The organism is Streptomyces sp. NPDC039736, assembly GCF_055596485.1.
The window spans coordinates 19,668-37,751 of record NZ_JBVIUQ010000016.1 but is presented as its reverse complement, the minus strand read 5'-3'; the positions used below and the strand labels follow the sequence as shown (position 1 = coordinate 37,751).

Here is an 18,084-nt window from a genome sequence, read left to right as displayed (position 1 = left end):
CGTCCCCCATGAATCCCCCACCGGAACCCGTGGCCCCCGCGGCCCCGGCCCTGGCCGCGACCGAGTTCATCGACCACGAGAGCGCCGAGGTCCGCGCCTTCGTCCGCGACGCGGTCCCGGCGGCCGCCACCCCCGCCGAGCAGGCGGTGGCGCTGTACTACGCGGTGCGCGACGGCATCCGCTACGAGGTGTACGGGGCCGACCTGTCCCGCGAGGGACTGCGCGCCAGCCGGGTGGTGACCGGCGGCTCCGGCATGTGCATGCACAAATCCGTGCTGTACGCCGCGGGCCTGCGCTCCCTCGGCATCCCGGCCCGCCTGGTGCTCACCGACGTACGCAACCACCTCGCCTCCGACCGGCTCAAGCAACTGCTCGGCGGCGACGTGTTCCACCAGCACGCCCTGACCTCGATCCACCTGGAGGGCCGCTGGGTGAAGGCCACCCCGGTCTTCAACCGGACCCTGTGCCGGCTCTACCGGATGGCCCCCCTGGAGTTCGACGGAACGGCCGACAGCCACCTGCACCCCTTCGACGAACAGGGCCGCCGGCAGATGGAGTTCCTGCGCGTCCACGGGGAGTACGACGACCTGCCCTACGACTGGATCATCGCCGATCTGCGGGCCCGGCACCCGGGACTCTTCCCCGACGACAGCCCGCGCTTCGCCGGCGGTTCCCTGGTGCGCGACGCCCACGAAACGACGAGGCGGCAGGCCCGCGGCACGGCGGCGACGGCGTAGTGCTCGTCAAGATCTGCGGCGCGAGAACCGAGGGCGAGGTGCGGGCCGTCGCCGGGGCGGGCGCGGACCTGGTGGGCCTGTGGCACGGAGTGCCCGGCGGCCGCGCGGACCTGTCCGCCCCGCGACTGGCCCGGCTGGCCGCCGAGGCCCGCGCCACCGGCCGGCTGCGGTCGGTCCTGGTCACCTTCGCCTCCCAGGCCCACACCCTGGCCCGTGCCGCCGTCGACAGCGGCGTCGACTGGATCCAGCTGCACGGCTACCAGCGCCCCGCCCTGGTCCGCGCCCTGCGCGCCCAGCTCCCGGCGCGGGTGAGCCTGGTCAAGGTGCTGCACGTGCACGGCACCTCCTGCCCGGAGGCGAGCTTGATCCCGGCCTACGAACGCGCCGGCACCGACCTGTTCCTGCTGGACGCGGCCACCGCCGACGGACGGGTGGGCAGCACCGCGCACACCCTGGACGACCGTACGGCGGCCGGCCTCGCCCGGCGCACCACCCGCCCCTTCCTGCTCGCGGGCGGCCTGCGCCCGGACAACCGGCACCTGTTCGACGCCGTCCTCGCCGACCCGCGCCTGTGCGGCATCGACGTGGACTCCGCCGCCCGGGACGACGAAGGCCTGCTCGACGCAGCCCGGACCGCGGACCTGGTCCGTGCCTGGAGGACACCGTGACCCCGACCTTCGCCGACGCGCTCACCTCCGCACACCGCCCGGTGATCATGGAGGTCAAACGCCAGGACGCCGACGGCAACGACCTGCTGGGCGGCCGGACCGTCGCCGAGACCGTCGCCCGCTACGAACGGGCGGGCGCCCCGTGCATCTCGGTGGTCACCGGACACTGGTTCGGCGGCACCGAGGACCTGCTCGCCGAGGTCGTCGCCCTCACCGAACTGCCGCTGCTGCGCAAGGACTTCATCACCAGCCGCAGTCAGCTCGTGCGCACCCGTGAACTCGGCGCCTCCGCGGTGCTGCTGACCGCCAAGCTGCTGCCCGCGGGCGTTCTGGCCCGGCTGGCGGGCCACGCCCTGGAGCTCGGGCTGACCCCCTTCGTGGAGATCGCCGACGAGGCCGAGGCGGCCATGGTGGCCCCCGGGCCCGACTGCGTGGTCGCCGTCAACAACAAGGACATCACCACCCGGGAACGCTTCCCCGGGGACCTCGGACGCAGTACGGACCTGCTGCCCGCCGTCCTGGCGACCGGCACCCGCTGCGCGGTGAGCGCAGGCGGCATCACCGACCCCGGCCGCGCCGCCCGGCTGCTGGACGCCGGGTACACGGGCCTGCTCATCGGCACCGGCCTCCTCGGCGCGCCCAGTCTGACCCGGTGGTGCGCGGAACTGGACGCGGCCCGCGCCTGAACTCCCGTACCCCTGAAGCCCGTACGGCATCGAGCCGGCCTGCACGGACGCTCCAGTGCGCCTTGTGCCGTGCTGTGCACGATGAAGCCCAACACCCCACCTCGACCTCCGGAGTTGCCCGTGGACAGCGCCCTGTACAAGACGAAAGTCACTGACGCCTTCAACGAGGCCGCGGCGACCTACGACCGGCTGGGCGTGGAGTTCTTCACGCCCATGGGCCGCAGGCTGGTGGAGCTGGCCGGCCCGCGGCCGGGCCAGGACCTGCTGGACGTCGGCTGCGGCCTCGGCGCCACCCTGCTGCCCGCCGCCGCGCTGATCGGGCCGCAGGGCTCGGCGCTGGGCATCGACATCGCACCGGCCATGGTCGAGGAGGCCGGCCGGCAGGCCGGGCGCCGGGGGCTGGGCAACGTCGAGGTGCGGGTGATGGACGGCGAGTACCCCGAACTCCCGGACCGCTCCTTCGACCTGGTGCTCGGCAGCTACAGCGTGATCTTCCTGCCGGACGCCCGTGCGGCGCTCGCCCGCTACGCCGCGCTGCTGCGGGACGGCGGCCGGGTCGCCTTCACCAGCCCCGTCTTCACCCGTGACACCTTCCCCTTCCTGCCCCCGATGTTCACCGAGCTGATCCCGATGTCCCTGCTGGAGCACCTGCCGGCGGCCTGGCACCCCGAGCAGCTGCACCGCCAGCTGCACTCCTGGCTGGAGGTCCCCGCGGACCTGGTGGCCGCCCTCGACAAGGCGGGATTCACCGACGTGGAGATCACCGACGAGAACGTGGCGATGACGGCGGTGTCCGGCGAGGCATGGGTGGACTGGTCGCACACGCAGGGCATGCGGCTGCTGTGGCAGCACCTGCCCGCGCCGGAGGCCGCCGCCCTGCGCACGCGCCTGATCGACGCCCTCGAAGCACTGCGCGAGGACGGCGGCCCCGTCCGCATCGACGTCCCGGTCCGCTATGTGACGGCCACCGTCGCCCGCTGACGGGCCACGGCACGCAGGTGCGCCCGGCCGGGACTTCCCGGCCGGGCGCACCTGCGCAAGAGCCTGTTTCAGGTCACCGAGAGCGCCCCGTCCACCGCCAGCACGGTGCCGTTGGCGTACGCCGCCTCGGCCCGTGCCAACTGCACGATCCACCAGGCGATCTCCTCGGGACGGCCCACCCGGCCGGCCGGGATGCGCGCGGCCATCTGCTCCAGGAAGCCCCGGTAGGCGTCCTCGGGCATGCCCGCCCGCACTCCGACGCCGGTGTCCACGACGCCGGGGGCGATGCCCACGCAGCGGATGCCGCGCGGGGCCAGCTCCACCGCCCAGGTACGGGTGAGGAAGTCGAGGGCGACCTTGGCCATGCCGTAGACGGAGTTCTCCGGCCAGGCCCGGCGGCCCAGCGAACCGGCCGAACTGACGTTGACCACCACGCCCTTGGTCTCCTCCAGGGCGTCCAGGGCGGCCTGGGTGAGGAAGACGGGGCCCAGCAGATTGGTGCCGATCTGCTCGCGGACGGTGTCGGGCTCCAGGTCCTGGAGCCCGGCGAAGGAGGTGACGGCCGCGTTGTTGACCAGCACGTCGAGGCGGCCGAACTCCTCCAGCGCCCGGAGTACGACCCGACGGGGCGCGTCCTCGTCGTGGAGGTCCACGGCGAGCGTGCTGATCCGTTCGTGGCCGGCGGCGGTCTCCTTCAGCCGCGCCTCGGTCCGGCCGACGACCAGCACCCGGGCGCCGTTCTCGGCGAACGCCCGCGCGCTCGCCGCGCCGATCCCGGTGCCGCCGCCGGTGACGACGACGGCCCGGGACGTGTCCTGCGCGGCATTCTGTGCCACCGGTGCCATTTCCGGCCCCTCAGGAGCAGAGGGCGACGTTGACGCCGCGGATCACGGCCTCCTCGGCCTCCGGGCCGAAGTCCTTGTCGCCGATGGTGAAGGACAGCTGGCAGCGCGCCGACAGGTCCTGGGTGGTGGCCGCGAGGGTGGCGTAGCCGGGGATGCCGGCGCCGTGGCCCCACAGGTCGAGGTCGTTGTCGTTGGCCAGCTTCATGATGCCCAGGCCGTAGCCGATGCCCATCGGGAGGTTCTCGATCATCTCCGGGGGCAGCGGCGTGGTCATCTCCTTGAACTCCGGCTCGTTCAGCAGCTTTCCGCTAAACAGGGCCGAGAAGAAGGTGTCCAGGTCACGGGTGGTGGAGATGATCTCGCCCGCGCAGCCGGCCTCGGAGGGGTTCATCAGCGTGACGTCGACGGCCTCGCCGCCGATCTGCATGTAGCCGCGCGCGTGCGGGCCGGGGATGTTCGGGTCGTGGCCCGGCAGCACCGTCTCGGTCAGCTTCAGCGGCTCCAGGATCCGCTCGGTGATCTCGGTGCGGTAGGAACGGCCGGTGACCTTGTCGATGAGCAGGCCGATGATGAAGTAGTTGGTGTTGCAGTACGCGAACTTGGTGCCCGGCTCGAACTCCAGCGGCTTGGCCGCCGCGATGGCGATCAGGTCGGCGGGGTCGTAGTCCTTGTAGCGGTCGCGCAGGAACCGGTCGCCCGGCTTCTGGAAGGAGTCCGCGTAGTTGTACAGGCCGCTGGTGTGCTGCAGCAGGTTGCGAATGGTGATCTTCTCGCCGTACGGCAGCAGGCCGGGCAGGTAGCTCTCCACCGTGTTGTCGAGGACGATCTTGCCCTCGGCGACGAGCTGGAGCACCACGACCGCCACGAACGGCTTGGTGATGCAGGAGATCCGGAAGCGGCCGTCGGCCGGCACCGGCCGGTCGGTGCCCAGCTCGGCGCGGCCGGAGGTCACCACGAACTGCTCGCTGCCGCGCGCGACGCGGAACTGGACGCCTCCCGCGCCCGCCTCGACCAGGCGGTCCGCCGCCTTCTGCACAGCCTCCTGAAGAGGTGAAACCGTCGGTCGGCCGACCGTTGTCTGCGTCATCTCGCGAAACCCCCATCGGGTAGCAGTCGTTACGTTTCCGGTCGAGCCTCGCGGTGTCCCGTGGAGGTACGCCTGAGCCTCGCCTGAGCGGCTTTTTTGGGGGGAGGGGGGAGGGGCGGCCGGACAGCCGGAATGCTCCACTACGTTTTCATCGCTGAGTGTGTATGATCGGTCACCGTACTAGTCAAACTTGAACAGCGTGAGGGAGATGCCCCCGTGATTCTTCCCGTCGACACCGGATACGCGGCGACCGCCGAGGAACTCGCCGCGCTCGACGCCTGGTTCGCCGCCTACGACGACCACTGCTCGGCCTGCCGCGTCGAGGAGATGGCCGACATGGCCGTCTTCCCGCTCAACCTCGTCAGCGACGACTCCCGGGGCGACGGACGGTCGGCGCAGTGGGAGCGCGAGCAGTTCGTCGAGACCATGCGGCACGTCATGGGGGAGGGCGCGTCCTTCGCCTCCACCCGCACCCCGGTCTTCCTCTCCGCCGCGACGGTGGTGGTCTTCACCGACTGCACCGCGACCGTGGACGACGAGGAGCACCGGATGCGCTACGCGGACGTACTGATCAAGCAGGACGGCCGCTGGGTCTTCCAGACCATGATCCAGGGCGGTTGGGGCGACCACCTCTGAGGCGCCGGGCGCGGACCCCGGTCAGCGGCCCTTCGACCGCGCTGCGAGCGGCCGGGGCCAGACTCGCTGCGCCCGTTGCCCCGTGTGAGGAGTCCCGCCGTGCCGCACCCCGCCCCCGCCGTCGTCCCCGCCCCCGTGACCGACCGCACCACCGAGGTCGCCGACGGCGTCCACGCCTTCGTCCAGCCGCCCGGCGGATGGTGCCTGAACAACGCCGGAGTGATCGTCTCCGAGGGGCGCAGCGCCCTCGTCGACACCGTCGCGACGGAGTCCCGGGCCCGCGCCCTGCGCCGGGCGGCGCTGCGGCTGGCCCCGGCCGCCCCGCAGGCCGTCGTCAACACCCATTTCCACGGCGACCACGCCTTCGGCAACCACTTCTTCCCCGAGGCCCTGGTCGTCGGCCACGAACGCACCCGCACCGAGATGATCGCCTCGGGCCTGCACCTGACCGGGCTGTGGCCCGACGTCGACTGGGGCACCCTCACGCTGGTGCCGCCCGCCCTCACCTTCCGGGACGCGCTGACCCTGCACATCGGCTCCGTCCGTGCGGAGGTGGTGCACGTGGGGCCGCGGGCCCACACCTCCAACGACTCCGTGGTGTGGCTGCCCGAGCAGAAGGTCCTGTTCACCGGGGACCTGGTGATGAAGGGGGTGACCCCGTTCTTCCTGATGGGCTCGCTCGCGGGCTCCCTCGATGCCCTGGAGCGGCTGCGCGCGTTCGGCGCGACCACCGTCGTGCCCGGCCACGGCCCCGTCTGCGGCCCCGAGGTGTTCGACACCGTCGAGGGCTATCTGCGCCGGGTGGCGGAACTCGCCGCGCAGGGCCGGGCCGCGGGCCTCACCCCGGTGCAGACCGCGCGGGAGGCCGATCTCGGCCCGTACGCGGACCTGCTGGACTCCGAGCGCCTGGTGCCCAACCTGCACCGCGCCTACGCGGAACTGGCCGGCACCGAGGCGGCCGAGGCACTGCCGATGCCGGTCATGGAGCAGGCGCTGGGCGAGATGATCGCGTACCACGGACGGCCGCCCCACTGCCTCGCCTGAAGCGGCCCGCCCGGCAGCCCCTCAGCCGCCCGCCGCCCGCCGGATCCGGGTGAGCAGCTCCGCCTGGGCGAGCAGGTCCGCCTCGTTGTCCGCACCGCCCTTGCCTTCGTGCACGGAGTCGGCGAAGGCGGTGAGGGCGGCCACCGCCTGGTCCTCGGCCGGCAGGGTCAGCGTCCGGGTGCCGTCCCCCCGCTCCACCAGGAGCCCGGGGCGGTGGTCGGCGGCCGGGGTGAACGCCCGGTCCACCGTGATCCGCCCCTCGCTGCCCCACAGTTCGTACCGCGACCGGTAGGCGTGCTCCATCCCGAAGGTCAGCTGCGCCGTCACCCCGTCCGCCCGGCGCAGTAGCGCCGCGCCGGAGGTCTCCACCCGCTGCCCCGGCGCCGACGACAGCACCGCGCCGACCACGTCGAGCCCGGTGCCGAGCAGGTGCACGGCCGCCCGCACCGGGTACAGGCCGATGTCGGCCAGGCATCCGCCGCCCAGTTCCGGGTCGTACCGGATGTCTCCCGGCGCGGGCGCGGGCACCGTGAACGCAGCGTGCAGGGCGCGCAGTTCACCGATCGCCCCCTCCGCCAGCAGCCGGCGCACCACCGCGTGCTGGCCGTGGTGGACGAACAGGGTGTTCTCGTGCAGCACCAGGCCGAGCGAGCGGGCCCGCGCCAGCAGCGCGCGGGTCTGCCCGGGGTCCGTGGTCAGCGGCTTCTCGGCCAGTACGTGTTTGCCCGCGGACAGGGCCGCCTCCACCCAGGGGGCGTGCAGCGCGGCCGGCAGCGGCAGATACACGGCGTCCAGTTCGGGGTCGGCGAGCAGCTCTCCGTACCCGACGACGGGCCTGGCCCCGAACGGCGTCGCGGTGGCCGCGGCCCGCTCGGCCGACCGGCTGGCCACGGCGTGGAGGCGTACCCCGGGGTGGGCGGCCATCGCGGGCAGCATGCGGCGGCGCGCGAACCCGGAACAGCCGAGCACGCCCAGCCGCAGCGGCCCATCGGCGGCCTCGGAGGCAACAGCCATGGCGGTGAACTCCCGTCGTCCTCGGTCGGGCCCGGAGCCCCGGTCGGTCGCAGGGCCACGTCAACGCGCCCGGCCCGGCGCCCTCCACGGTGGCCGAGGCCGCTCGATCCCGTCTCGATCCCGGATCGAGACGGGGGCGAGCGGCGTCGCCGACGCTGAACGGGCGGTCGTGCGGCGGTCGCGGCCGACCCGACGAGAGGGCCCGCATGTTCTCCAGCACGGCGGAATTCCACCAGTGGTTCGCCCAGGCCTGCGCGGCGCAGGCGCACCAGGTGACGAGGGTCCCCCTGGACCGGCTGGAGGGCTGGTCCCTCCAGGAGGGGACCGGCAATCTGGTCCACCGCAGCGGACGCTTCTTCTCCGTCCAGGGACTCGACGTCCAACGGGCGGGCCGGGACGTGGACGCCTGGCAGCAGCCGATCCTCGTCCAGCCGGAACAGGGCATGCTCGGCATCCTGGTCAAGGAGTTCCACGGCGTCCCGCACTGCCTGCTCCAGGCGAAGATGGAGCCCGGCAACTCCGTCCCCGTACAGCTCTCACCGACCGTGCAGGCCACCCGGAGCAACTACACCGGAGTGCACGGCGGACGGCCGGTGCCCTACCTCGGGCACTTCCTGGACCCCGGCCGCGGCCAGGTCCTCAGCGACGCGCTCCAGTCCGAACAGGCGGCCTGGTTCTTCGCCAAACGCAACCGCAACATGATCGTGCGGACCGCCGAGGACGTCCCCCTCCTGGAGGGGTTCTGCTGGCTGACCTTCGACCAGATCGCCGAACTGCTGCAGATCGACGACCTGATCAACATGGACACCCGTACGGTCCTGTCGGGCGCCGTCGGCCTGCGCCCGCCCACCCGGGCCGCGGCGGCCGACCCCGACTCCTTCCACGGCGCGCTGGCCGCCTCCTGGGACCCGCAGGGAAGGCCGCTGCACGGCAGCGCCGCACTGCTGCGGCACCTGGCCCGCGCCAAGGAGCGCTGCACCCTCATCCGCCGGCTCGTCCCCCTCGCGGACACCGCCCGGTGGACGATGCGCGAGGGGGTCGTCACACACGACACGGGCCGTCACTTCACCGTCCTCGGCGTCCGCGTGGAGGCCTCCCACCGGGAGGTGCCCGGCTGGTCCCAGCCCATGCTCATGCCCAACAGCCGGGGCGTGGCCGCCTTCCTGGCCAAGCGGATCAACGGGGCACTGCACCTGCTGGTGCAGGCCCGCACCGAGACGGCGGCGATGGCCCGCGTCGAGCTCGCCCCCACCGTGCAGTGCCAGCCGGCCGACTACGGGCCGGGCGCGCGGGACGGCCGGGGGCCCGCGCCCCGGCTGGAGTTCCTGGACACCGTGCTCTCCGCCAGGCCCGACCAGATCCGGTTCGACACCGTGCAGTCCGAGGAGGGCGGGCGCTTCTACCACGCCCGCATCCGCTACGCGCTCATCGAGACGGACGACGACTTCCCGCTCGAACTGGCGCCCGCCTACACATGGATGACGGTACGTCAGCTCATCGGGTTCGTCCGGCACGGCGGCCACCTCAACGTGGAGGCGCGCACCCTGCTGGCCCTGCTGGGCTTCCTGCCCGCCACCTCGGCGGCCGAGCCCGTCGGGGCGGCGGCTCACGCGTAACCGGCCGTCACCTCCAGGCAGTCCTCGTACCGCGGCAACATGCCCCGCCCGCGGGCCTCGGCCAGCGAGACCGCGTGCCTGTCCCGCTCGGAGAGCGTCAGCGCGAAGCCCTTCGGCCACGGCAGGGCGAGCTCCGCGTCGAACGGGTCGAGGGACTGCTCCAGGCCGGGACGGTAGGGGGACGACACCAGATAGGACATCACCGTGTCGTCCTCCAGCGCCACGAACGCGTGCCCCACCCCGACCGGGAGGTAGATCGAGCGGAAGGACACGGTGTCCATCGCCACCGTGTCCCACACGCCGAACGTGGGGGAGCCCCACCGCAGATCGACCACGAAGTCCTGCGCCCGGCCCGCGGCGCAGTGCACGTACTTCGCCTGACCGGGCGGCGTGGTCGTGAAGTGGATTCCGCGCAGCACCCCGCGCGCCGACCGGTTGTGGTTCGTCTGCACGACGGGCAGCGGATGGCCCACCGTCCGGGCGAAGTCCTCGCCCTGGAGCGGGGAGGTGAAGATCCCCCGCTCGTCCCTGTGCACCTGGGGCGTGAACACGAAGGCACCCTCGACCGCCAGCGCCCGCGCGGTGATCGGAGCGGCGGCCCGGGAGCCGGGCACGTCCGTCGTGCGGGTCGCGTCGGTCGTGCGGGTCACGTCCGTCGTGTGGGTCGCGTCGGTCTTCATCTGGCCTCCTGGCAAGGACGGGCGGCGGCGCCGCGGACCGCCCCAGCGTGGGCCACCCGGCTGGAGCCGCGGTCGACGCCGACGGCTCCAGCGGCACCCGAGCCGTACTGCGGCCGCTGCCCCGACCATCGGCGGCAGTACGCGGGCGGGGCGCACCCCACCGACAGCCACCCGAGAAAGGTGAACGATGACCGTTCCCAGCCGCCGGAGCTTCGTCGCCGGCACTCTCACGGCGGGCGCAGCCGTGGGGCTCGCCGCCGCGGGCGTCGCCCCCGCCCACGCCCGGAGCACCCCCGCCCCCCACCCCACGCCGGGGGGCGGGGGCACGGTCGTCACCCCCGGGGACCCCCGGTACGCGGCCCTGTCGACGCGCGGCAGCAACAAGCGGTTCACCGCACAGCCCGACGCCTTCCGCCTCATCACCACCACGCAGGAAGCGGTACGGGCCGTCGGCGACGCCGTGCGGACCGGCCGGCGCATCGCGGTCCGCAGCGGCGCCCACTGCTACGAGAACGTCGCGGGCGACCCGGCCGTACGCCTGGTCCTGGACCTCGGCGCGATGGACGCCGTCCGCTACGACGCCCGCCGCCGCGCCTTCATGATCGAGGCCGGCGCCCAGCTGATGGACGTGTACAAGAAGCTCGACGAGGGCTGGGGCGTCACCCTGCCCGGCGGCACCAGCGCGACCGTCGCCCTCGGCGGCCACATCGCCGGCGGCGGCTACGGCGCGCTCTCCCGCTCCCTGGGCCTGGCCGCCGACCACCTCTACGCCGTCGAGGTCGTCGTCGTCGACGCGGCGGGCCGCGCCCGCGCGGTGGTGGCCACCCGCGAACGCACCGACCCGCGCCGCGAGCTGTGGTGGGCGCACACCGGGGGAGGCGGCGGCAACTTCGGCGTCGTCACCCGCTACTGGTTCCGTTCCCCCGACGCCCCCCGCCACTGCACCGACCCGACCCGGCTGCTGCCCCGCCCGCCCCGCACCATCCTGGGCGGCATGGTCAGCTTCCCCCGCGAGGGCATGGACCGCATCTCCTTCCGCCGGGTGATCCGCAACCACGGCCGCTGGCACGAACGCAACAGCGGCGCCGACACCCCGTACACCGGGCTCTACAGCGGACTGGTCCTCTACGGCCGCCCCGAGAGCGGCGACCCCGGCCCGGCGATCAACTGCTACACCTACATGGACGGCACCCGGCCGGACGCCGAACAACTGCTGCGCGCCTACCTGCGCGACATCGCCGAAGGGGCCGGCGGAACCCCGTACTTCTCCCCGATCAACAGTCAGACCTGGATCGCCGCCGCCGAGTACCTCGCCGGGGCCCAGGACAGCGACATCGGCCGCCACAAGCTGAAGTCGGCGTACCTGCGCCGCGGCCACAACGACGCCCAGGCCGACGTCCTCTACACGTACCTCAACAGCACCGGCAACCGGCACGACCTGTCCAACGTGACCTTCCACTCCTACGGCGGCCGGATCAACACCGTCCCCGGCGACGCCACCGCCTCCTCGCACCGCGACTCCGTCCTCAAGGCGATCTACATGAACACCTGGCAGGACCCCGCCGCCGACGAGGCCGCCGTGGACTGGCTGCGGCGGCTGTACCGCGACGTGTTCGCCACGACCGGAGGCGTCCCGGTGCCCGGCCGCGACACCGACGGCTGCTACATCAACTACTCCGACATCGACGCCGCCGACCCCCGGTGGAACACCTCCGGGGTGCCCTGGCAGCGCCTCTACTACAAGGACGCCTACCCGCGCCTCCAGCGCGTCAAGGCCGCCTGGGACCCCCGCAACGTCTTCCGCCACGCGCTGGCCGTCACCCCGGAGCGTGTCCGATGAAGGTCCTGTTCGTCTCCTTCCCGCACCACACCCACTACTTCTCGATGGTCCCGCTGGCCTCCGCCCTGCGGACCGCCGGGCACGAGGTACGGGTGGCCACCCACCCCGACGTCACCGACCAGATCACCGCGGCCGGCCTGACCGCCGTACCCGTGGGCACCGGCCCCTGGTACCTGGACGACCCCTGGGCGCCCGACCTGTTCGGCCAGCTCCTGGAGGAGGGTTCCGGGCTCGTCCAGGGCTTCGACTTCACCGGCGAGGACCGTTCCCAGTGGACCCACGAGTCCCTGCTCGCCCTGGAATCCCTCGCGGTGCCCGCCCTGTACGCCTCGGTCAGCAACGACGCCATGCTCGACGACCTCGTGGAGTACGCCCGGCACTGGGGGCCCGACCTGGTCGTCTGGGAGCAGCACACCTTCGCCGGATCGGTCGTCGCCCGCGCCGTGGGAGCGGCGCACGCCCGACTGCTGCACGGCATGGACATCACCGTGCGGGCCCGGCAGGAGTTCCTGCGGCTCAACGCCGAACTGCCGCCGGGCACCGCCCAGGACCCCACCGCGGAGTGGCTCGGCCGGGTGCTGGAGCGGTACGCGCCCGGACTCGGCTTCGCCGAGGAGATGGTCACCGGCCAGTGGACCGTCGACATCACGCCGCCCAGCTCCCGCTACGACCTGGGCCTGCCCACGGCCGGTGTGCGCTACGTCCCGCACAACGGCGCCTCCGTGGTGCCCGACTGGCTGCGGGCCCCGGCCGGCAGACGCCGGGTCTGCCTGACCCTGGGGGTCTCCGGCGAACTCGACACCGCGTTCTCCTTCGGCGAGGCCCTCGCCGCGCTCGCCGACGTGGACGCCGAAATCGTCGCCACCCTCGGCGGGGCGTCCCGCGACGAGCTGGGCGCGGTCCCCGACAACGTCCGCCTGGTGGACTTCGTACCGCTCAACGACCTGCTGCCCACCTGCGCGGCCGTCGTCCACCACGGCGGCATCGGCACCCGCTCCACCGCCGAGCTCCACGGCGTGCCGCAGATCCTGCTCCCGTACGGCTGGGACACCGTCGCCAAGGCCCGCCGGGTCGAGGAACTGGGGTACGGGCTGTGCCTGCCCGCCCACGAACTGACCGCGGACGGCCTGCGCGCCGCGGTCCTGCGGCTGCTGGAGGAGCCCTCGTTCGCCGGGGCGGCCGCCAAGGTGCGCTCCGAGATCCTCGCCGAGCCGACACCCAACGACCTCGTCCCGGTCCTGGAACGGATGACGGCCGCCCACCGCCGGACGCCTGCCCCAGCCCCTCAGACCACCGAGGCCGCGCCGTCCACCGCCACCACGGTGCCGCTGGCGTAACCCGCCTCGGGCCGCGCCAACCGTACGATCCACCACGCCACGTCCTCGGGCCTGCCCACCCGGCCCGAGGGCGTGCGGGCGGCCGCCTGCTCCTGATGACGGGCGATCTCCTCGGCACTCCAGCCCATGCGTTCACCGATCCCCGTGTCCGTCTCGCCCGGCGCCACCCCCACCGCCCGGATGCCGCGCGGAGCCAGCTCCACCGCCCAGGTGCGCACCAGGAAGTCCAGCGCCACCTTGGTCGCCCCGTACAGCGACATGCCGGGAAACGCCCGCCGGCCCAGCGTCGCCGCGGTGCCCACGCACACCACCGTGCCGCCCGCTGCCTCCAGCCCGCCCAGCGCCGCCCGGGTCAGGAACAGCGGAGCCAGCAGGTTCGTCTCCACCTGCCGCCGGGCCGCGTCGCGGGTCAGCGACCCGACGGGCTCCGGCAGCACCGCCGCCGCGTTGTGCACCAGTACGTCGATGCGCCCCCACGACTCCATGGCGGCGGCCGCGACGCGCTCCGCGGCCCCCGGCTCCGTGAGGTCCGCCGTCAGGGTCCGCACCCCGGGGTGACCGGCGGCCGTCGCCGCCAGATTCCGCCCGGTGCGCCCCACGACCAGCACCTCCGCGCCCTCGGCGGCGAAGGCCCGCGCGGTCGCCCGCCCGATGCCCGTCCCGCCCCCGGTGACGACGACCGTCCGCCGCATTGCACCCCTGCCGGTGATGTGTGTCATGCCCACGGACGCTAGCCACTCGTACTCGAAGGCCGCTCTAGCGCCCGTTGCGAAGGTGTCCTGGCCGAAAGGCGTCAGAGCCTGTGCCTCCACCTCGCGCGGCCGGCTCTCGCGAGCCCCGACGCCCGCCCCGTCCACGCCCCGCCGCACCGGCGGTCCGCAGTCGAACCCCTCCAGGAGGCCAGGCATGTCCGTGCACACCTCGAAAGTCCCGGTACCCGGGCCGCTGCTCGCGGCCCCCGGGCGCAGCGCGGTGCGCGCGGGCACCGCGCTCGCCCTGCTCGCCGGGTGCAACGCCATGGTGCTGCTCGACGAGTCGATGGTGCAGATCGCCCTGCCCGGCATGAGCCGGGGACTGGGCCTGACCCCCGTCGGCCTCGGCTGGGTCGTCAACGCCTACCTGCTGACCTTCGGCGGACTGCTGCTGCTCGGCGGCCGCATGGGCGACCTGCTGGGCCGCCGCAGGGTCTTCCTCGTCGGGGTCGCCCTGTTCACCGTGGCCGCGGCGCTGCGCGGCGCCGCCACCACGGGCGAGTTCCTGATCGCCGTACGAGCAGTGCAGGGCATCGGCTCCGCCCTCGCCGCCCCCAGCGCGCTGGCCCTCGTACTGAGCATGTTCGGCGACGAAGGCGCACGCAAACGCGCCATCGCCCTCTACATGGCGGTCGGGGCCGCCAGCACCGCGGGCGGGCTGCTGCTCGCGGGCGCCTTCTCCTCGCTCGGCTCCTGGCAGTGGGTGCTGCTGCTGAACGTCCCCCTCGGCCTGCTGATTCTGCTGCTGGCACCGCTGGTGATCGAGGAGACCGCACCCAGCCGCGGCCGGTTCGACCTGGCGGGCGCCCTGGTGTCGACCCTGGGCGCGGTGGCTCTCGTGTTCGGGCTGACCCGGGCCGCCGAACACCCCTGGACGGACCCCACGGTCGCCGGCCCGCTCGCCGCGGGAGCGGCCCTGCTGCTCCTCTTCCTGCGCATCGAACAGAAGGCCCGTCAGCCCATCGTGGTGCTGCGCCTGTTCGCCGACCGCAACCGCACCTGGGCGTTCGCCGCCACCTTCGCCGTCCAGGGCTCCCTGATCGGCACCGGCTTCTTCCTCGTCCAGTTCCTCCAGCAGTTCGCCGGCTACAGCCCGCTGCTGTCGGCGGCGGCGCTGACCCCGGTCGCCGCCGCGATGATGTGCATGTCCGCGGCGGCCGTCTGGCTGGAACGGCGGCTCGGGGCGCGCACCCTGCTGCTCGCCGGGTCGCTGCTGCTGATCGCCTCCAACGTGTGGCTGTCCCGGCTGACCCCCGACTTCGGGTACGCCGCGGAGGTCCTGCCGGCGCTGCTGCTGTTCGGCACCGGCATGGCGTGGTGCGTCGTCCCCTCCGTCATCCTCGCCACCTCCGGACTCCACGAGGACGAGGCGGGCGCCGCCTCCAGCGTGCACAACACCCTCCAGACCCTCGGCGCCTCGCTCGGCCTCGCCCTGCTGGTGACCGTCGGCACCCAGGCCGGACAGGACGCCCAGCAGTCCCTCCCGGCCGGGACCCCGCCCGAGGAGGCCATGGGCCAGGTGTTCGTGCACAGCATGTCGGCCAGCTTCCTGGCCGGAGCCGCCTTCGCCGCGGCCGCGTTCGTCATCGCCTGGTTCGTCCGGCCCTCCGGTGCCGCCCGCTCGTAACGGACAGCCCACTCAGGACAGAGAAGGAGAAACAGTCGTGCGGTTTGGCTCCCTGGCGCGTTTCAGCGTCGTCGGGCTGATGTGGGGCATCAGCTACTTCTGGATCAAAATCGTTTTCCAGGGCCTGAACTCGGCGCAGTTCAGCTTCTTCCGGATACTCGTCGGCGCCGTGGCCATGCTCGGCGTGCTGCTGTTCAGCGGCACCCGGCTGCCGCGCCGCCCCAAGATCTGGGGCCAGTTGGTGCTGATCGCCTTCCTGGCCAACGCGCTGCCCGTACTGCTGGTCGAGCTCGTCGACGACGCCCTGGGCGCCGACGCGGGCATGGTCTCGGTGTTCAACGCGAGCGTGCCGCTGTGCGTGGTCGTGCTGTACCTGGTGCGCCGCCGCACCGGGCACCTCCCGGTGACCCTGCTGGCGGGCCTGCTCGTCGGCTTCGCCGGAGTCCTCGTGCTGTACGCGCCCTGGAACGCCGGCGCCCAGTGGCTGTCGGCCGCCGCGGCCGTCAACGCCGTCGCCGCACTGGCCTACGGCTGGTCCATGCTGCTGATGGAGAAGCTGATGAGGCCGGCCGCCGAGGCGGGCCAGGACATGCACCCCCTGGTCCTGGCCACCTCGCAGGCCGTCATCGGAGTGGGCTGGGCCGCGATCAACATGCCGGGCGGCGGCTTCGACCGCGCCCCGCAGTTCTCCCTGGCCGTCGTCGGCGCGCTCCTGGTGCTCGGCGTCCTCAACACCGGCCTGGTGTACATGTGCTTCGCCTGGCTGATCCGCGACGAGGGCGCCGCCAGGGCCTCCAGCGTGCTGTACGTCGTACCCGTGGTGCTCACCCTGGGCATGGTCGTGCTGGAGAACTACCGGCTCTCCGGGCGCGAGGTGGCCGGCATGGCCGTCATCGCCCTCGGCGTGGTGCTCGCCCGGCTCCCGCAGCGCACCCCCGCCACCGACACCCCTGCGGCCCGGCCCCCGGCCGAGCCGGCGACCACGCCCACCGCCCGCTGAGCAGCCGAGACGAGGACCCCGCCGTGATCACCTTCATCAACCGATTCACCGTCACCGGACCGGCCGACCAGTTCGAGCAGGCCTTCGACGAGACGTCCGCGTTCTTCGCCGCCCAGCCCGGCTTCGTACGCCACCGGCTGATGCGGCACACCCAGGACCCCGCCGCATACGTCAACGTCGCCGAATGGCAGGACGAGGAATCCTTCCGTACGGCCCTGGACCGGCCCGAGTTCACCGCCCACCGCGCCGCGCTGAGGGCGCTCAGCACCAGCGACCCGAACCTCTACGTACCCCTGTACGAGCGGACCGCCTGAGCGCCGCCGCGGAACCCGCACCCCACGAAGCCCGGCCGGGCAGCTCCCGGCCGGGCTTCGTGTCACGTACGCGCCCACCCTCAGAGCCGTACGGGAAGCCTCAGCAGCCCGCCCGTCACCGGGGTACGGCGAGAACGCACCGCAGGCCCCGCCGCCCGCAGCCCCGGGCGGGCCGCCGCGAGAGCCACCAGCACCGTCTCGGCGACGGCCGCCCCGAACGGCTCCGGCGCGATTCCGTACGGGGACGGGACCAGCGCCCGCACCCCGTCCGGCAGGACCCGGTCCGCAGCGAAGATGTCCGGGTCCTCGAACACCCGCGGGTCGCGGTTGGCCGCGCCGACGACCACCGCCACCTCGTCCCCGGCCGCGATCCGCTGCCCGGCCACCTCGGCACCGGCCGCCGCCGTGAACGCGTGCACCTTCACCGGCGCGTCGTGCCGCAGCGTCTCCGCCACCACCCGCGCCGCGCGCCCACCGCCCTGCTCGACGAGCAGCGCCCACTCCCGCGGAGCGGCGACCAGCGCACCCAGCGCCCCGGCCAGCAACTCCCGCGCGGCACGCACCCGCACCACCGCCTCCCGCACGGCCCCCTCGCCCAGCAGCCCGCGCAGCTCGGCCACGGCGGCCGACAACCGCACGGCCTCCGGGTAGGCGGGCGGAGCCAGCGCCGCGTCGAGCGCACCGGAGGCCGCCGACAGCGCCCCGGCCAGCCGCTCCCGGTCCCCGCCCGTGAGCCCGTGCAGGTCCGCCAGCACCTCGGCGGGAACGCGCGCGGCGACCCCGGCGACGAGATCCGTCTCCCCGCCCAGCCCCGCCCACAGCCGTGCGCACACCTGCCGGGCCAGCTCCCGCACCCGGTCCGCGTCGGGCTCCGGCACCCGGTCCGCGTCGGGCTCCCGCGCGGGCAGCTCCGCGTCCCAGGCCACCACGGGCGGCGCGGCGCCCGCCGCCGGCAGGGCCAGCAGTTCGGCGGCGACGCCGTACCCGACGCCCACCCAGGTCCCCAGGCTGCTGCGCCACAGCGGCCCGGCCTCCCGGAGCGCGGCATAGTGCTCCTGCGGCCCCGCACCGTCGTACCCGCGCAGCAGCGCGGCGTACCGGTCGCCCTGCACCCCGCGCAACCAGTGGATTCCCTGGACGAGCTGGAGCCGGCGGCCCAGCTCCTTCTCCGCCACGACCATCGTCGAGCTCCCCTTTTCCTTGGCGAACCTTCGCGTTCC

The 18,084-nt window shown here is 73.5% G+C and carries 18 protein-coding genes; 12 read left to right on the top strand and 6 right to left on the bottom strand.

Going from position 1 to position 18,084, the window contains the following annotated elements:
* Nucleotides 1-8 precede the first annotated feature (8 nt).
* The 4 genes from ACZ56L_RS33450 to ACZ56L_RS33435 all read left to right on the top strand — a co-directional run bounded on the left by ACZ56L_RS33450 (nucleotide 9) and on the right by ACZ56L_RS33435 (nucleotide 3,072).
* Nucleotides 9-737, top strand: coding sequence for a transglutaminase-like domain-containing protein (locus tag ACZ56L_RS33450; protein ID WP_471068569.1), 729 nt, complete (start codon nucleotides 9-11; stop codon nucleotides 735-737).
* Entirely contained in the window at nucleotides 737-1,405 is a 669-nt protein-coding gene (locus tag ACZ56L_RS33445; protein WP_401764605.1) for a phosphoribosylanthranilate isomerase, read from the top strand. Before ACZ56L_RS33450 ends, ACZ56L_RS33445 begins: the two co-directional genes overlap by 1 nt.
* Nucleotides 1,402-2,091, top strand: a complete 690-nt coding sequence (locus tag ACZ56L_RS33440; RefSeq protein ID WP_471068566.1) for a beta/alpha barrel domain-containing protein — start codon at nucleotides 1,402-1,404, stop codon at nucleotides 2,089-2,091. Before ACZ56L_RS33445 ends, ACZ56L_RS33440 begins: the two co-directional genes overlap by 4 nt.
* 120 nt (nucleotides 2,092-2,211) lie before the next feature.
* Nucleotides 2,212-3,072 carry a class I SAM-dependent methyltransferase gene (locus ACZ56L_RS33435; RefSeq protein WP_468692583.1) on the top strand — a complete coding sequence of 287 codons (861 nt, stop codon included), beginning with the start codon at nucleotides 2,212-2,214 and terminating at the stop codon, nucleotides 3,070-3,072.
* Between the two features lie 68 nt (nucleotides 3,073-3,140).
* On the opposite strand, the gene ACZ56L_RS33430 is transcribed toward ACZ56L_RS33435, so the two are convergent.
* Together ACZ56L_RS33430 and ACZ56L_RS33425 are read right to left on the bottom strand one after the other, a co-directional pair.
* Entirely contained in the window at nucleotides 3,141-3,917 is a 777-nt protein-coding gene (locus ACZ56L_RS33430; RefSeq protein WP_345219931.1) for an SDR family NAD(P)-dependent oxidoreductase, read from the bottom strand.
* A gap of 10 nt (nucleotides 3,918-3,927) precedes the next feature.
* Nucleotides 3,928-5,004 carry a serine hydrolase domain-containing protein gene (locus tag ACZ56L_RS33425; RefSeq protein ID WP_471068562.1) on the bottom strand — a complete coding sequence of 359 codons (1,077 nt, stop codon included), beginning with the start codon at nucleotides 5,002-5,004 and terminating at the stop codon, nucleotides 3,928-3,930.
* A gap of 216 nt (nucleotides 5,005-5,220) precedes the next feature.
* Here ACZ56L_RS33425 and ACZ56L_RS33420 point away from each other — a divergent pair, with 216 nt between their 5' ends.
* Complete coding sequence (locus ACZ56L_RS33420; protein WP_471068559.1) at nucleotides 5,221-5,640, top strand: nuclear transport factor 2 family protein; 420 nt, start codon at nucleotides 5,221-5,223, stop codon at nucleotides 5,638-5,640.
* 99 nt (nucleotides 5,641-5,739) lie between these two features.
* Nucleotides 5,740-6,684: an MBL fold metallo-hydrolase gene (locus tag ACZ56L_RS33415; protein WP_468692589.1), complete on the top strand. Its 945-nt coding sequence runs from the start codon at nucleotides 5,740-5,742 to the stop codon at nucleotides 6,682-6,684.
* Between the two features lie 21 nt (nucleotides 6,685-6,705).
* Here ACZ56L_RS33415 and ACZ56L_RS33410 read toward each other — a convergent pair whose 3' ends face one another.
* On the bottom strand, nucleotides 6,706-7,698 hold the full coding sequence (locus ACZ56L_RS33410) for a Gfo/Idh/MocA family protein (RefSeq protein ID WP_471068554.1): 993 nt from the start codon (nucleotides 7,696-7,698) through the stop codon (nucleotides 6,706-6,708).
* A 206-nt stretch (nucleotides 7,699-7,904) separates the two neighbouring features.
* Here ACZ56L_RS33410 and ACZ56L_RS33405 point away from each other — a divergent pair, with 206 nt between their 5' ends.
* Nucleotides 7,905-9,314 (top strand): NDP-hexose 2,3-dehydratase family protein, encoded by a 1,410-nt coding sequence (locus tag ACZ56L_RS33405; RefSeq protein ID WP_471068550.1) that lies wholly within the window; start codon nucleotides 7,905-7,907, stop codon nucleotides 9,312-9,314.
* Here ACZ56L_RS33405 and ACZ56L_RS33400 read toward each other — a convergent pair.
* Nucleotides 9,305-9,901, bottom strand: a complete 597-nt coding sequence (locus ACZ56L_RS33400; RefSeq protein WP_345219986.1) for a dTDP-4-dehydrorhamnose 3,5-epimerase family protein — start codon at nucleotides 9,899-9,901, stop codon at nucleotides 9,305-9,307. The genes ACZ56L_RS33405 and ACZ56L_RS33400 overlap by 10 nt on opposite strands.
* A 280-nt stretch (nucleotides 9,902-10,181) precedes the next feature.
* On the opposite strand from ACZ56L_RS33400, the gene ACZ56L_RS33395 reads away from it, so the two are divergent.
* Nucleotides 10,182-11,834, top strand: a complete 1,653-nt coding sequence (locus ACZ56L_RS33395; RefSeq protein ID WP_471068547.1) for an FAD-binding oxidoreductase — start codon at nucleotides 10,182-10,184, stop codon at nucleotides 11,832-11,834.
* Nucleotides 11,831-13,171 carry an activator-dependent family glycosyltransferase gene (locus tag ACZ56L_RS33390; RefSeq protein ID WP_471068544.1) on the top strand — a complete coding sequence of 447 codons (1,341 nt, stop codon included), beginning with the start codon at nucleotides 11,831-11,833 and terminating at the stop codon, nucleotides 13,169-13,171. Before ACZ56L_RS33395 ends, ACZ56L_RS33390 begins: the two co-directional genes overlap by 4 nt.
* Here ACZ56L_RS33390 and ACZ56L_RS33385 read toward each other — a convergent pair.
* Nucleotides 13,120-13,890: an SDR family NAD(P)-dependent oxidoreductase gene (locus ACZ56L_RS33385; protein WP_345219923.1), complete on the bottom strand. Its 771-nt coding sequence runs from the start codon at nucleotides 13,888-13,890 to the stop codon at nucleotides 13,120-13,122. The genes ACZ56L_RS33390 and ACZ56L_RS33385 overlap by 52 nt on opposite strands.
* A 187-nt stretch (nucleotides 13,891-14,077) precedes the next feature.
* On the opposite strand from ACZ56L_RS33385, the gene ACZ56L_RS33380 reads away from it, so the two are divergent.
* The 3 genes from ACZ56L_RS33380 to ACZ56L_RS33370 are packed head-to-tail and all read left to right on the top strand — an operon-like array spanning nucleotide 14,078 to nucleotide 16,864.
* Complete coding sequence (locus ACZ56L_RS33380) at nucleotides 14,078-15,550, top strand: MFS transporter (protein ID WP_468692600.1); 1,473 nt, start codon at nucleotides 14,078-14,080, stop codon at nucleotides 15,548-15,550.
* Nucleotides 15,551-15,587: 37 nt separating this feature from the next.
* Nucleotides 15,588-16,550 carry a DMT family transporter gene (locus tag ACZ56L_RS33375; protein ID WP_345219921.1) on the top strand — a complete coding sequence of 321 codons (963 nt, stop codon included), beginning with the start codon at nucleotides 15,588-15,590 and terminating at the stop codon, nucleotides 16,548-16,550.
* A 23-nt stretch (nucleotides 16,551-16,573) separates the two neighbouring features.
* On the top strand, nucleotides 16,574-16,864 hold the full coding sequence (locus ACZ56L_RS33370; RefSeq protein WP_345219920.1) for an antibiotic biosynthesis monooxygenase family protein: 291 nt from the start codon (nucleotides 16,574-16,576) through the stop codon (nucleotides 16,862-16,864).
* Between the two features lie 80 nt (nucleotides 16,865-16,944).
* On the opposite strand, the gene ACZ56L_RS33365 is transcribed toward ACZ56L_RS33370, so the two are convergent.
* Nucleotides 16,945-18,045, bottom strand: a complete 1,101-nt coding sequence (locus ACZ56L_RS33365; RefSeq protein WP_471068538.1) for a cytochrome P450 family protein — start codon at nucleotides 18,043-18,045, stop codon at nucleotides 16,945-16,947.
* Nucleotides 18,046-18,084 lie beyond the last annotated feature (39 nt).

What these genes read in the sequence shown, in the direction of transcription:
- ACZ56L_RS33380 (WP_468692600.1), top strand. Translation starts at nt 14,078, where the DNA reads ATGTCCGTGCACACCTCGAAAGTCCCGGTACCCGGGCCGCTGCTCGCG.
- ACZ56L_RS33365 (WP_471068538.1), bottom strand. Translation starts at nt 18,045, where the DNA reads ATGGTCGTGGCGGAGAAGGAGCTGGGCCGCCGGCTCCAGCTCGTCCAG.
- ACZ56L_RS33405 (WP_471068550.1), top strand. Translation starts at nt 7,905, where the DNA reads ATGTTCTCCAGCACGGCGGAATTCCACCAGTGGTTCGCCCAGGCCTGC.
- ACZ56L_RS33390 (WP_471068544.1), top strand. Translation starts at nt 11,831, where the DNA reads ATGAAGGTCCTGTTCGTCTCCTTCCCGCACCACACCCACTACTTCTCG.
- ACZ56L_RS33430 (WP_345219931.1), bottom strand. Translation starts at nt 3,917, where the DNA reads ATGGCACCGGTGGCACAGAATGCCGCGCAGGACACGTCCCGGGCCGTC.
- ACZ56L_RS33450 (WP_471068569.1), top strand. Translation starts at nt 9, where the DNA reads ATGAATCCCCCACCGGAACCCGTGGCCCCCGCGGCCCCGGCCCTGGCC.
- ACZ56L_RS33385 (WP_345219923.1), bottom strand. Translation starts at nt 13,890, where the DNA reads ATGACACACATCACCGGCAGGGGTGCAATGCGGCGGACGGTCGTCGTC.
- ACZ56L_RS33410 (WP_471068554.1), bottom strand. Translation starts at nt 7,698, where the DNA reads ATGGCTGTTGCCTCCGAGGCCGCCGATGGGCCGCTGCGGCTGGGCGTG.
- ACZ56L_RS33425 (WP_471068562.1), bottom strand. Translation starts at nt 5,004, where the DNA reads ATGACGCAGACAACGGTCGGCCGACCGACGGTTTCACCTCTTCAGGAG.
- ACZ56L_RS33395 (WP_471068547.1), top strand. Translation starts at nt 10,182, where the DNA reads ATGACCGTTCCCAGCCGCCGGAGCTTCGTCGCCGGCACTCTCACGGCG.